The following is a 13638-nucleotide window of genomic DNA, read 5'->3' as shown; positions in this document are numbered from 1 at the left end:
CAAAGTTGTACATCACCAGCAGTGAATTAAAAAAAGGAAAGGGGATAGAAAATAAAATGAGTGATACAAGTTTTACTCTCTATCGCTTCCCTTTCCTTAAAAAACGTGACTGCCACATTCTAGTGACTTTTCAAATCAATTTGATTAGGAATGTTTATGCTTTTTCATTATTTTTAAGCCACTCGCAAATATACCGTAGCCAATCACTGTTTTTGTAAACCACTTAAAGAAGCAGTTTGATGAATTGACTTTATCAAGTAAAGCAGGAATTGCTGCACTGATAAAATAAAGACCTAAAACTTTCAAATAACGTTCATTCATGACATCGTCCTCCTATGTAATAGATAATAAGTTCGCTTTAACTTGACGAATCCCCGCCTCTTTTTTATGACTGTCAAACTCCACAAATAGCACCAAAACATATTTTTGATGATACACATCTTCAATATCTACGCGTGCCGCGCCCTTATGTCCATGCGACAGCAAATGTGAAATTTGCACATGCTTTAACATTTCACGATGGTTCCATAAAAATAGTTTAAATTGGGTTAAGTCTTCAAAAATACGTGTTTCATTCAAGACGATTTGTAGCTGCGTGTACGTCATCACACGATCGAGCATGTCAGTATCATAAGTGATGCAGCCAATAATGAAATCGCGCAATTTTTTCATTTTCGGTGCGTTTCCACAGTCTAAATCACATTCAATCTGAACGGGTAATTCTAAGTTGTTGGCATCTAAAGCAACGGGCGGTTGAAAGGTGTAGCCAGCGATTTGCATGTCGACTTGTAGTTGCTCTGCTTCCTCTTTATTGAGTTCCATTAAATTCGTGACGGTTTGGAAGGTCACATTCTCTAATATTTTTAAATCTTCAACACCAAACTGTCTTAACTTTCTATATAAATTCATGGTATCAACCCCACTTTGTTTGCCCCATTCTTATTTTATCACTTATTCATAAGTTTTATTTTTAATATTTTGACAATATCAGTAAAAGAAACTGCACCCACAACTCATTTATATTTTATGTTAAGTCGTAAAAAAGGTCAGTGAAATCAAATTTTTGATAATCTTACCTTCATGAATATAGTTGCTTATGGGCTGAAGACTCAACTCAATTTGGCTTAATTGAAATAGAAACGCGCTGAGGCCAAATCAATTCATCGTTATTTTAGTTTATGTCGTGATTAATAAAATGAGGCAAAAGTGACTTGTTTTTAACTATAATAGTAAATGATGACGTATGAAAGCGAAGTATCGATGACGAGACTTATGAGGGAAATCATACAATAAGAAGTTTAATCATAAAAAGGAAGCGCCCAGATGATTTTCTGTAAAATATCATCTGAACGCTATTTATTTTGGAGTTGATGCCCCAACCACCTCATCATAAAGCTAAGGCAACTGCATATCCATTCACCTTTTGTTCAATGTATTGAAAATATGATTAATTAAAAATTCGACATGCCTCGTTCATTCATATTTCCGTGACAATAAGGTGACTTTATAATAGGCCAAGCCATTGCCAATAAGTCATACTGAATAACACAACGAGCAAGTAGCCAATCACAGTAATCGGAATGCCTGCTTTCAAGAAATCTTTAACCGTAAATGTTTCAGTGCCGTATGCGAGCATACTTTGTGGTGAACTTACAGGCAATAAGAAGCCAAAACTAATCACAAATTGTTGGATAAGTACAAATCCAATCGCATGATCTCCTAAACTTAAAGTTGAAGTTAATGAGATGAATACTGGAATCAATGCTGAAGCTAAACTTGTCGCACTTGCAAATCCAAGATGGATTAGAATATTGAATAAAGAAATTAACGCGATCGTCGCAACGATTGGCATTCCTTTTAAGCCTAACAATCCAAATGTCGCATCACTCAACCACTGCGCGGCATGTGTTTGTAGCAATACATTTCCTAATGAAATTCCTACTCCAAAAACAATAATTGTTCCCCAAGGGATGCGCTGTTCAGCTTCTTTCCAACTCATAACACCAATTTTTGGCGTCAACATCACAGCTAAAGCTAACAGTGTGATTGATGATGAATCGATTGGATGTAATACTTTTTCTGTTGACCATAAAACTAATAATAATACAGAGATTATGATTAAACGCCACTCTTTAGGTTTTACAGGACCGAGTTCAGCGAGTTGTTGTTTGACGAGCTCTGTGCCACCTTCAATTTCATTTTTTTCTGGTGGTACGACTTTGAGCATGACAAAGTAGAGCACAATCGACATGACGATAGACCATGGCGCTGCATATAAAAACCACTCGCCCCATGAGACATCATGACCTAACTGATCATTGATAAAGTTAACTGCCACAATATTTTGTGCTGCTGCAGTTTTAATCCCTACATTCCATATCGAAACAGCTTGAACCGCTGTAATAATTAATAATGCTGCGAGTTTACTTTCTTTTGCAGCACCAAACGCAGCTACCATACCGAGTAAAATTGGCACAACTGCGCCTGCACGTGCAGTTGCAGAAGGTACGAAAAAGGCTAAAATAATCGAAACTAAGATAGCCCCAATGACGATACGCTTCGTTTTATTACCTACAAGAGATAACACTAATAAAGCAAGTCGTTTATGTAAATTTGTAACTTGCATTGCAGTTGCAAGAAACAGTGCGGCAGCAACTAACGCAACTGCACTAGATGAAAAACCGCTGAAGGCTAATTTTAATGCATTTCCTGTACCAAATACATCTGCCCCTTTTAAAACTTGACCACCGACTTTAGGGTTCCCAAGCGACTCAGTTAGATGTTGAACTGGACTAAAGCCAAGAAGTAAAATAATCAAGCCGACAATCATAGTCGCTGATACCGGGTAAGTGACCGCTTCAGTGACCCATAAAATGACTGCAAACGCTAAAATAGCTAACGCACATTTTCCCATCACTGGGAGTTGGTCTGACGTTGGTAATAAGAGCACTATGAAAAGTGCTACAAAACTTAAGATAAACCATAAAGGCTTAAATGTTGTTCCCTCTTTCTTCTTTGAAGATGTTGCCATACATGGCGCCCCCTTTGTTGAGATCTTTAACCTTATTGTAACAAGAAAGCGCTTTAAAAAGATATACGTGTTTTAACATTCACAAAATTTTAAAGATTTTTTACTCACTCACATTTAACTTTTGATCCCCATCGTGAATCCATTGACGCTTACGCATAAAATGATAAATCACATAAGTCACTGCGATAGGTAAAGCAAAGTGGAAAACAGCAATACGTATCCATGTATCTAATTGACTTCCCATCGTATGTATCGTCATAATTTGACCAACAAATCCGCTCGTGCCCATACCTGCACCTGCTGCATTATTAGTCATTGGGAACAATGTTGTCATAACCGGTGCAATAATTGCACTTGCGAGTGTAGGTGGGATAAGAATCAATGGTTTTAATAAAATATTTGGGACTTGCAACATACTCGTTCCAATTCCAATTGAAATCAAGCCACTAATGCCATTATCTTTATAGCCTGTTACAGCAAAGCCAACCATCTGACACACACATCCGATTGTTGCTGCACCTGCCGCCAAACCTGATAAATCAAGCATTAAGGCTAACGCAGCGCTAGAAATCGGCGCAGTCAGACACAAGCCAAAGATGACCGCAACTAAGATTCCCATTAAAAATGGTTGCTGTTCTGTAGAGATAACAATCACTCTCCCAAGGGCACGCATCATTTGATTTAAAACAGGGCCTAAAAACTTTGCCACAACGCCGCCTATCACTAATGTTAAAAATGGAGAGACAATGATATCGATTTTTGTTTTAGATGCATATAATCGACTCACTTCAACAGCGACCAAAGTTGCAAAATAGGCCCCTACTGCACCACCGGAAAACGTATCATAACCGAGCATCCCCACAATAACACTAGCAAAAATGACGAGGGGCTTTGCTTTCAACCCATAGGCAATGGCCGCGCCGATTGCAGCACCAGTTAAACTTTGTGCAACTGTTCCTATCTCGACTAAAAAGCCTAAATGGAGATTAGGAAATAATGTTTGTTTACCTAACGTTTGCATAATTAATCCAATAATTAAGGAGCTGAACAGCCCTAGCGTCATATAACTCAAACCTTCAATAAACCAACGCCTTAATAATTGTTTCACTTTTCTCACACTCTCTTCTTCAGTTTGTTAACATACAATTTTTTTATATTAACATCATACAAAAAAATCGTATTAAATAATAGAAACATCAGCAATGTGTTATCATAAGAGATGATTGGAAAAATAAACGCCATTAAAAAAGAACCGATGCGCGGGGACACATCGGTTCTACACCAACTAAGGCTTAACTTATCTTATCTTTAAAGGAGGTTTAGGATACTTGTTTTTTTATCGGGGTGATCAAGTATACATACACTGAGATGAGTGTGAACAGTTTATCTAATGGGAATATTGATTTACTGTTCTATGTACAGTATACCCCTTGATTTTTAGTGACACATCCGCCAAGAGTACGGACTTTTTCTCAGACTCGAGAATGATAATTTTTTACAAATCGAAATGTTTCCTATTTACAAAAGTTTGGAACTTAGATATAATTGCATCCAGATACTTCTCACACATCTCTGATAAGATGAAGTGTCAAAGGTAAATTTGATTGTTCATTTTTCCTCAAGAGTAATCATATAAAACAATTGAATTCATTACCTAACTAAGGTGTCAGTCATTTTCTAACATGAGTCTTCCATAAAAAAACTCATGACTACAATGTTTAGAAGCATGAGCCGTTGATACGGTTTAACTTCTCTTTCCCCAGTATGCAAGCCTCCTATTATGGAGGCTTGTTTTTTATTGGTTTGGACTTCTCATCACTCCCTGTACCACTTATCGAAAGGAACATTTTTCTTAATGAGTCAGATTAATTTACCTTTTAAACATATCGATTTAGAATAAGACTATGAAAGATTTGTTTTAGAACATTTTAAAAAGTCGTTCATCAATGAATTAACAATATCAAAATATATTACTTTTTATAATGTTGAACTAAAAGGAGGCAATATTATGGGTATCAATGTTAAGGATTATGTTTCTGATCAATATGAACTGTTTATTGGCGGTGAATTTGTAAAGCCGGAATCTGGTGAGTACTTAGATGTCAACAATCCAGCAACAGGAGAAGTTTTAGCAAAAGTCGCTAAAGCCAATGAACAAGACGTCGATAAAGCGGTTAAAGCCGCTCAAGACGCATTTCCAGAATGGAGCCGCAAATCAAAACAAGAACGTTCTAATTTATTACGTCAAATTCATGATAAATTAATGGAGAAAAAAGATCACTTTGCGACAATTGAAACATTGAACACAGGTAAAGCAATTCGTGAGTCTGCAAATATCGACATTCCTTCTGCAGCACGCCATTACCAATATTTCGCAAGTGTAGTGGATACGGATGAAGGATCTCTCAACAATATTGAAGACAATGTTATGAGCATTATTCAACACGAACCAATTGGTGTTGTCGGTGCTGTCGTTGCATGGAACTTCCCAATGCTACTTGCTTCATGGAAATTAGGTCCAGCTTTAGCTGCAGGTAACACAGTCGTTATCCAACCTTCTTCTTCAACACCGTTAAGTTTAATTGAATTAGCTAAAATCTTCCAAGAAGTTTTACCAGCAGGTGTTGTCAATGTCGTAACAGGTAAAGGTTCAGAATCTGGTAATGCCATTTTCAATCATGAAGGTGTCGACAAATTATCATTCACTGGTTCTACTGATGTGGGTTATCAAGTTGCAGAAGCAGGTGCAAAACGTATCGTACCAGCAACACTTGAACTTGGTGGTAAAAGTGCCAATATTATTTTAGATGATGCAAACCTAGATTTAGCTTTAGAAGGCATCCAACTCGGTATCTTATTCAACCAAGGTGAAGTATGTAGTGCAGGTTCTCGTTTACTTGTTCATGAAAAAATTTATGACACACTTGTACCACGACTTGTTGAAGCATTTAAACAAATTAGAGTTGGCGATCCACTTGATAGCGCTACACAAATGGGTTCTCAAACTGGCCAAGCACAAATCGATAAAATTCAAGGTTATATCGACTATGCGAAAGAAAACGATGCCAATATTCTCGTCGGCGGTCACCGTTTAACTGATAATGGATTAGATAAAGGTCATTTCTTTGAACCTACGCTTATCGAAGTAAAGGATAATAAAAATAAATTAGCGCAAGAAGAAATCTTTGGGCCCGTATTAACAATTATTAAAGTGAAAGACGATGAAGAAGCTATTCAAATCGCAAATGACTCTGAATACGGCTTAGCTGGTGGTGTTTTCTCAACAAATATTAACCGTGCATTAAATGTAGCTAAAAATGTCCGTACAGGTCGTGTATGGGTCAATACGTATAACCAAGTTCCTGAAGGTGCGCCATTCGGAGGCTACAAAAAATCAGGTATTGGTCGTGAAACTTATAAAGATGCCATTGCAAACTACCAACAAGTTAAAAATATTTATATAGACATTAGCAACGAAACAAAAGGTCTATACTAAATAACTTGAAACAACTTGTGTGAAAAATAATTTAATGACGCTCTCCTAAAATAAATAGAACGACGGAATCTTGTAGTGCACTTGATTCCGTCGTTTTTAATCGTTATTCACTTTATGTTACATACGCTTTTGCACTCTATTCATTACTATGATTTAAATAGTGTAACAAGTCCACTGACACACCTTAATTTTTTATTACACATGCTTGAAATTGTGTTGATTATCACTATCTGGAAGCTCAATCATTTGCAATGCATCTTTGAGTTCTGTGAAGAGATCGTCACCTCTCCATTCTCGCGGATAGCCAAGACAAGAACAAAGATACGTCGTGCCATTTTCGGTGTATCTTTTTCTAAAATGAACATGCCCCATCACACTATACGCCACGTCATAATGTTCATAAACATAATCAAAATCTTGTGTCCCAATAAAAGCGTTGAAAAAATCGAAAATTCGATGCGGTAAAGGGACAACGAATTTTGGATGCGTTACAACATGTGTGACTAAAATAACTTTATGATGTAGATAAGGCTCTAATTGATGGAACACTGATTCTGCAAAACGCTTGGATAGCATCTGATCAGACTGTTCAAAATTCGTATGGACTTTATCTTGCCATGTCGCCCCGTAATACTTACCTCTTTCCAATTTCTCCAAAGTATATTTGTTACTTGCAAAGTGATAATCATACCAGCCCATATGGCCAACGATAACAAATTGTCCTAATTCAATCGGTTGATTGATGAGGCACTGGGGATGGGCTGTATATAAAGCTAAAATTTCTTCCGAGGTGATGATTTCATCAGCTTGACGCCAAATATCATGATTGCCCGGAATAAAATATACACCACACGCAACATTTTCGGTCAATTGCTTGATAAATCGCAATGTAGTGCTATAGTGATTAGAAATATCACCCGCAATGATCAACAAGTCTAACTCCTTTTGACGCGTCAATTGCGCTAGCGCTTCAATATAATCTTCCATCCGTAATTGTTGATGGCGATCAAAATGAATATCTGATAAAGTACCGATTTTCATCATGCTTCCCCCTTATAACTATTATCCCAGAATGCCAGTACAAACGTATAATATCTTGCTTTTTCACCGCCTTATCTTCTTATATTCGATATAGACAAAATTAAAAGACCTTTCTAAACGGAACATTTGAAACGTACCAGTTTGAAAGGTCTATGGTTTTATGAGTATATGCTTTTCCATCTATTCTCTTATTCTCTCTCGGTTAGTATTCTCATATTTTAAATATTATGCAGCAACGAGTTGTGCATAATCGTAAAGGCGTTCAGCGTCACGTAAACTAATATCATCTAATGTACGATAGCCAGAGCGGATGTCTGAAATAATACCTTGGCTTACACCAGTATGAATGTAAATTTCGTAACAACTTTGGTTAGAACGAATTAGTTCTAAAATTGCTTTTCTCATTTTTAACACATCCTTTAATTATTGCTTTCCTTTCCCTATTTGTATTATACACCTACTTCAACTTAATTTCATTGTTTTTGTGATTGTATTCACATAATTATCATAATTAATCACTCACTACTTATTGCAGTATTTTGATTCAAATTGAGTAATTTTATACGTTTGAAAGTTAATAATATTTAAACTTTTATTAATTCACAAATATGTCATATTAAATCAATTTGATTTATCGCATTAAAACTTTAATGTGAAATACTTAGATAAATTTTAGTATTATGAACAATTAAACACTACATTCATTTTCACAATCTATATAAATATATAATTAATTATGTTAACAACATGAAATATTGCATTTTTAGTATAATGTAAGGGCTTGCACAGCATCTGAAATGCCTTTATGATGAGGGTGTTTTGATAGCTATCCAAAACTTAAAAAGCAAATTAAGAGAGAAGGAAAAGTTATGGATTTTATTTTAGGAATTGGAACACTATTAGTCGTCTTATTGGCGATGACATTATTCTTAAAATTTGCACCAAACGGTAAAGTCAGCTTACAAGCCTTATCGGGTGCAGCATGTGCATCTTTTTTACCTGAGGCGTTTTTGAAATATGCCATTGGTGGCGTATTGCACTCGGAATACTTTATCAAATTAGGGGAAATTGCGGGTAGCTTAAGCGGGGTTGCAGTAGGTATTCTGACTTGCTTAAAGTTTGGTATCAACCCAGTTTTTGCCGTATTAACCGGATTGGTGTTATTTGATTTTAAACTTTTACCTGCATTTATCGCAGCTTATATTGTCGGTTTTGGAATTAAAGTTATAGAAAAATATGTTCCTGAAGGTTTAGATTTGATTGTCGTTATTTTAGTCTCCCCTGCTTTAGCCTATGGGGTTGCATCTCTTGTTTCACCAAGTGTGATTGCTGTTCTTAAACAAATTGGTTCTGCGGTAACTGCTGTTGGTGATAATAACCCTTATGCGCTTGCACTTGTTATAGGTGCGATTGTACCTGTTGTAGGTATGACACCGCTCAGTTCGATGGTTTTCACAAGTTTACTTGGTTTAACAGGTATTCCAATGGCAATCGGTGCCCTAGGATGTATGGGTAGCTCGTTTGCAAACTTTGTACTGTTTAAAAAATTAAAAATTGGTAACTCCGGTAAAGCTTTTGCAGTAGCCATTGAACCGCTCACACAAATTGATATCATTGCAAAATATCCCATTCAGCTATATGGTACGAACGCAATCGTAGGCATGGTCAACGGCTTATTTATCACTTACATGGGTATCGTCGTTAACCAACCAGGTATGGCAACACCGATTGCAGGTCCGATTGTTGCTCTAGGCTTTAATGATGCATTGCGTACAGCCATTACGATCGTTGTTGTCGCAATCATTAGCATCCTTTTAAGTTATATTATCAGTACATTTATTAGCAAAAAACGACTTACATTCAATGTGCATACACCTCAATTAAAACAACAAACTAGTTAAGGAGTGGAACGCATTATGGCTCGTACAAAAGATTACCAAAGTGCATTCGATATTATTGGTCCAGTAATGATGGGCCCTTCAAGTTCACATACAGCAGGCGCCGTTAAAATCGGAAAAGCTGCACGCGCGATTCTAGGTGATACACCTGAAAAAATTAAAGTGCATTATTATGAATCTTTCGCAGAAACACACCGTGGGCATGGAACTGATTTAGCTATCATCGGAGGCTTACTTGATTTCAATACATCTGACCCACGTATTAAGTCCTCTACAAAAATCGCTAAAGAACAAGGCATCGATTTTGAATTTATTGAAGAACCAGGAACCAGTCTAGGCGAACATCCGAATTGCGCATTGATTCAATTAGATCATGGCTCGCGTCACGTCGAATTAAATGGAATTTCTATTGGTGGTGGCGCATTTAAAGTGAAAAGTATCCACGTCAATCAAATGTGTATTCTCATGTCACACACACCGAATATTCTCGTTATTGATGGCGAATGTACGATTTCTGAAGTGAATCATTTAATTAATCAACTTGTTGAAAAAGAAGTAGATATTAATGAAGAGATTAAAACGATGAACGAAGGTCGTTGTCTTCTAGCACTACATTTAAATAAGCCCATTGATGAAGCATTGTTAACTTCATTAAAAACGGCTTATCCTTGCTTAAACTTCTCATATATACAATAAAACGGAGGGATTTCTATGTTTGATACTATGGAAGAATTAATCACGTATGCTGAGCAACACGACACAACTTTTGCAGAAATTATGATTGCGCAGGAGATGTCTACACGCGGCATGTCTAGAGAAGAAGTCCTTGATATGATGCAACAAAACTTAGATACAATGCGGGACGCTGTTGAAAAAGGAACAACAGGTAAAGGCGTTAAAAGTGTTACAGGCTATACTGGACAAGATGCCATTAAAGTTCATGAATATAATCAAAATCATCAAGCATTATCAGGTTACGATATGATGACAGCTGTAAAAGGTGCGATTGCTACAAATGAAGTCAATGCAGCAATGGGTATTATTTGTGCGACCCCTACAGCAGGTTCTTCAGGAACAATACCGGGTGTGCTCTTCAAATTAGAAGCTTCTCATGAGTTAAGCAATGAACAAATGCTCCAATTTCTATTTGCTGCCTCGATGTGCGGTATGATTATTGCAAACAATGCCTCGGTAGCTGGGGCTACAGGGGGATGCCAAGCTGAAGTTGGTACAGCTTCAGCCATTGCTGCAGCTGCTGCAGTCGAAGTTTTTGGCGGCACACCTCAACAAGCTGGTCATGCGATTGCCATCAGCCTAAGTAACTTATTAGGACTTGTTTGTGATCCGGTTGCTGGCTTAGTTGAAATCCCTTGTGTTATGCGTAATGCGATTGGTTCGGGCAACGGACTTATTTCTGCAGATTTAGCTTTAGCAGGCGTTGAAAGCCGTATCCCTGTTGATGAAGTTATAATGGCAATGGATAAAGTAGGACGAAATTTACCTGCTTCATTGCGTGAAACTGGTATCGGTGGTCTTGCTGGAACTCCGACTGGGCAAGCAATCAAAGAAAAAATCTTTGGACATGCACAGAAAAAAGAAATATTCTCGTAAATTATTGACGTGTTGCGCTATCATTCAAAAATGAATCGCAATTCAGACTTAAAATTAAAAAAAAAGAGCTCTAAGGTGCTTTTTAATAAAAAACGTCTTAGAGCTTTTTTCATATCCTCTTCTTCGGAGGCAATGGTCTTTCATTTCTCGCTGTTTTTAAGGATACTATCTGTTATCGATTATAAATTTCAATAAATCATCTTTAAATAAAAATCCACCACTGACTTTTGGATCGTCTCCGTAAGTACTACTATTAATTCCTATTACCTGTTGCTGATTGTTGAATAAAGGGGAACCAGAACCACCAGGAGATGTTAATATATTCGCTTTATAAATGTGATTACTACCAAAAGCAAAGTCCAAAATCTTTCCGTCTGAACCCCACATCATATTACGATCTCCTAAACTTGGATAACCTGCAATATGTAAATTATTTTCGGATGTTTCAAGCCACTTTTTATCTATAAAACCGGCATCTATAATAGCAGCCTGTTGGACAACTTCTCCAACATTTTTAGCCCCATTTTTAGGTACAACTGTTAAAATGGCAACATCATCGTCTTTATGAGGTGCAAATTTAACATCCGTCACACTATATTCTCCAAGGATTTTTGGGCCTTTGTTGTATTTATTATAAGCTAACTTAAAGACACCACTATCTTTACCTTTAAAGTTAATACCAACATGGCTGTTCGTAGCTACTGTGTTATTACCAATTACAAATCCTGTACCAGAACGTCCATTATTAAAATCAATTCTACCCACAATATGATATGGGGCATTTTGTGAATCTTTAATAAGATAGATTTCACTATTTGCTACTGCTGTAAAACCACTATGCGAGAAAATAACGGGAACCATGGCTAAAAGAAGGGCGACAAGCATACAAACTTTTCCATTCGAGCACTTCCTTTTGTATTTTTTAGTATAGTATAATATTTTTTATAATTATTAATAAACAACTTTTAAGTAATTTATTAATTATGTGAGCGCTTTGGGTTTGTATGTAATATCAAATAAAAGAAAGCAACTATCACTAACCAAGTCAGATAGCTCAAACTGCGCGATAAGAAAAAGGCAGGACCGCGAAATCAATAAGATTTCGTCGTCCTGCCTAAGTATAGAAATAATAATTAAAGCAATGGGACTTCATCCCCTACTAAGTCTTCACTTACTTACGTATCGCACGATGAGTCACTTGTTCTCGTTCTTCACACTCTTGCGCCGCGTTACGTCGCTCATGATGTGCGGTATCACGTTTCGACCTCAATTGAAATGCAATGAAGTGATAAATAAAGAATAGAATTAAACTTAATGAAAGTGATTGTAATAATAAATACTGCCAAGTTCCTGCCACAAAATATGTTTCTTTAATTGTTGTCGTAATAACCATCGCGAAAAATAGAATGACTAGCTTTTTAAGCACTTTCATCACTCCCTTTGTTTATACATTAAATCCTAATAAAACAAGCCATAGTTATATGCATAGAAGTATTGATTAAAATGACTTGCTCAGTCTATAAACTGAAAACTATTTTTAAATCATTTTCTTTATTGTATCGTGTTTTAATCCATATGTGAAATGACTTTAAGAAAAGTTTTGTATGTGTTTAATCGTTAACTACTTGATTGATTTAAACAATATTCGATATTTCCATTGCATTCTATTAGCGATTAGATTTTGGATTCAGTGCATCTTTGAGCCCTTCACCGATAAAGTTGATACATAAAATGGTTGTTGTAATGATAATTGCGGGTGGCATCCATATCCATGGTTTGCTCCTTAAAATGTCTCCTTCTTGTGCATCTGTCAACATATTCCCCCATGTTGGGACACTTTTACTAATACCGAATCCAAGGAAACTCAGTCCCGCTTCAGCTACAATTTGTACCGCAAATACGAGTGTCGCTTGAACTATAATCACACTTAGAATATTCGGTAGTAGATGTTTAAGCAATATTTTATAAACCGGAGTCCCGATGGATTTAGCCGCTAAAAAGTATTCATTTTCTTTTTCTTGTAGTACTTTACCACGAACGATTCGGGCAACCCCTACCCACGACAAAGCGATTAATACGGCACCTAAAACAATAGCAGAGCCATATTGATTTTCGATTTTTCCGCTAAATGTCGCATTTAACACAACAGCGAATGGAATAAATGGGAAAAGCATCACAAATTCTGTAAAACGCATTAATAATGTATCTACCCATCCACCATAGTAACCTGATATCATCCCTATAATGATCCCTAAAGTCATTAAACCAAGGGACGTCAGCAATCCAAACATCAATGAAACACGTCCAGAATAGAGCAAGCGACTTAAGATATCTCTTCCCCCTGAATCTGTGCCTAACCAATGTTCTGGTGACATATCACCTTTGATTAAAACTAAATTTTGCTCGTTAGGATCATAAGGTGCAAGTAATGGCGCTAAAAATGAAATCACAACAATAAGACCTAATATAATAGATGCAATGATTGCAGGTTTATTTTTTAGAAATTTTTTACGCGCGATGGCTAATGGTGATTTACTTTTTGCTTTTTGTTTCTTATCCAT

12 protein-coding genes and 1 pseudogene are annotated in these 13638 nt (G+C 36.5%); 4 read left to right on the top strand and 9 right to left on the bottom strand.

Features of this window, described 5'->3' with window-relative positions; translation table 11 throughout:
* Positions 1-144 precede the first annotated feature (144 nt).
* The 4 genes and pseudogenes from KM149_RS02505 to KM149_RS02490 form a co-directional block, all read right to left on the bottom strand.
* The gene (locus tag KM149_RS02505; RefSeq protein WP_164905406.1) at positions 145-321 is read right to left on the bottom strand and encodes a hypothetical protein; all 177 of its coding nucleotides are present in this window, start codon (positions 319-321) and stop codon (positions 145-147) included.
* A 12-nt stretch (positions 322-333) separates the two neighbouring features.
* Positions 334-909, bottom strand: a complete 576-nt coding sequence (locus KM149_RS02500) for a hypothetical protein (RefSeq protein ID WP_182281030.1) — start codon at positions 907-909, stop codon at positions 334-336.
* Positions 910-1504: 595 nt separating this feature from the next.
* Positions 1505-3036, bottom strand: a pseudogene (locus KM149_RS02495) (SLC13 family permease); the annotation flags it as partial.
* 95 nt (positions 3037-3131) lie between these two features.
* Positions 3132-4139 (bottom strand): PTS sugar transporter subunit IIC, encoded by a 1008-nt coding sequence (locus tag KM149_RS02490; RefSeq protein WP_182281029.1) that lies wholly within the window; start codon positions 4137-4139, stop codon positions 3132-3134.
* Between the two features lie 900 nt (positions 4140-5039).
* On the opposite strand from KM149_RS02490, the gene KM149_RS02485 reads away from it, so the two are divergent.
* Positions 5040-6527 carry an aldehyde dehydrogenase family protein gene (locus KM149_RS02485; RefSeq protein ID WP_165545233.1) on the top strand — a complete coding sequence of 496 codons (1488 nt, stop codon included), beginning with the start codon at positions 5040-5042 and terminating at the stop codon, positions 6525-6527.
* 195 nt (positions 6528-6722) lie between these two features.
* On the opposite strand, the gene KM149_RS02480 is transcribed toward KM149_RS02485, so the two are convergent.
* Positions 6723-7568 carry a metallophosphoesterase gene (locus tag KM149_RS02480; protein WP_214971215.1) on the bottom strand — a complete coding sequence of 282 codons (846 nt, stop codon included), beginning with the start codon at positions 7566-7568 and terminating at the stop codon, positions 6723-6725.
* A gap of 225 nt (positions 7569-7793) precedes the next feature.
* The gene (locus KM149_RS02475; protein WP_016426178.1) at positions 7794-7973 is read right to left on the bottom strand and encodes a hypothetical protein; all 180 of its coding nucleotides are present in this window, start codon (positions 7971-7973) and stop codon (positions 7794-7796) included.
* A gap of 464 nt (positions 7974-8437) precedes the next feature.
* Between KM149_RS02475 and KM149_RS02470 the strand changes: the two genes are divergently transcribed.
* The 3 genes from KM149_RS02470 to sdaAA are packed head-to-tail and all read left to right on the top strand — an operon-like array spanning position 8438 to position 11077.
* A complete protein-coding gene (locus tag KM149_RS02470) occupies positions 8438-9469 on the top strand; it encodes a PTS sugar transporter subunit IIC (RefSeq protein ID WP_060829441.1) in 1032 nt (343 codons plus the stop codon).
* Positions 9470-9484: 15 nt separating this feature from the next.
* Positions 9485-10162 carry an L-serine ammonia-lyase, iron-sulfur-dependent subunit beta gene (sdaAB, locus tag KM149_RS02465; protein WP_050345220.1) on the top strand — a complete coding sequence of 226 codons (678 nt, stop codon included), beginning with the start codon at positions 9485-9487 and terminating at the stop codon, positions 10160-10162.
* A 15-nt stretch (positions 10163-10177) separates the two neighbouring features.
* Positions 10178-11077: an L-serine ammonia-lyase, iron-sulfur-dependent, subunit alpha gene (sdaAA, locus tag KM149_RS02460; protein ID WP_182281318.1), complete on the top strand. Its 900-nt coding sequence runs from the start codon at positions 10178-10180 to the stop codon at positions 11075-11077.
* A 165-nt stretch (positions 11078-11242) separates the two neighbouring features.
* Here sdaAA and KM149_RS02455 read toward each other — a convergent pair whose 3' ends face one another.
* From KM149_RS02455 to opp4C, 3 genes are all read right to left on the bottom strand, one after another.
* Positions 11243-11962, bottom strand: a complete 720-nt coding sequence (locus KM149_RS02455) for a trypsin-like serine peptidase (protein WP_241415504.1) — start codon at positions 11960-11962, stop codon at positions 11243-11245.
* 286 nt (positions 11963-12248) lie between these two features.
* On the bottom strand, positions 12249-12509 hold the full coding sequence (locus KM149_RS02450) for a hypothetical protein (RefSeq protein ID WP_207554608.1): 261 nt from the start codon (positions 12507-12509) through the stop codon (positions 12249-12251).
* Between the two features lie 235 nt (positions 12510-12744).
* On the bottom strand, positions 12745-13638 hold the full coding sequence (gene opp4C / locus KM149_RS02445; RefSeq protein ID WP_214971221.1) for an oligopeptide ABC transporter permease: 894 nt from the start codon (positions 13636-13638) through the stop codon (positions 12745-12747).

Origin of the sequence: Staphylococcus coagulans, from assembly GCF_022557135.1 — a bacterium.
GTDB lineage: Bacteria > Bacillota > Bacilli > Staphylococcales > Staphylococcaceae > Staphylococcus > Staphylococcus coagulans.
The sequence above is the reverse complement of the archived record's forward strand: the minus strand, read 5'-3'. Positions and strand labels throughout refer to the sequence as shown.

Coding starts and splice junctions, on each gene's coding strand:
- KM149_RS02485 (WP_165545233.1), top strand. CDS start 5,040: ATGGGTATCAATGTTAAGGATTATGTTTCTGATCAATATGAACTGTTT.
- KM149_RS02470 (WP_060829441.1), top strand. CDS start 8,438: ATGGATTTTATTTTAGGAATTGGAACACTATTAGTCGTCTTATTGGCG.
- sdaAA (WP_182281318.1), top strand. CDS start 10,178: ATGTTTGATACTATGGAAGAATTAATCACGTATGCTGAGCAACACGAC.
- KM149_RS02450 (WP_207554608.1), bottom strand. CDS start 12,509: ATGAAAGTGCTTAAAAAGCTAGTCATTCTATTTTTCGCGATGGTTATT.
- sdaAB (WP_050345220.1), top strand. CDS start 9,485: ATGGCTCGTACAAAAGATTACCAAAGTGCATTCGATATTATTGGTCCA.
- KM149_RS02505 (WP_164905406.1), bottom strand. CDS start 321: ATGAATGAACGTTATTTGAAAGTTTTAGGTCTTTATTTTATCAGTGCA.
- KM149_RS02475 (WP_016426178.1), bottom strand. CDS start 7,973: ATGAGAAAAGCAATTTTAGAACTAATTCGTTCTAACCAAAGTTGTTAC.
- opp4C (WP_214971221.1), bottom strand. CDS start 13,638: ATGGATAAGAAACAAAAAGCAAAAAGTAAATCACCATTAGCCATCGCG.
- KM149_RS02455 (WP_241415504.1), bottom strand. CDS start 11,962: ATGCTTGTCGCCCTTCTTTTAGCCATGGTTCCCGTTATTTTCTCGCAT.
- KM149_RS02500 (WP_182281030.1), bottom strand. CDS start 909: ATGAATTTATATAGAAAGTTAAGACAGTTTGGTGTTGAAGATTTAAAA.
- KM149_RS02480 (WP_214971215.1), bottom strand. CDS start 7,568: ATGAAAATCGGTACTTTATCAGATATTCATTTTGATCGCCATCAACAA.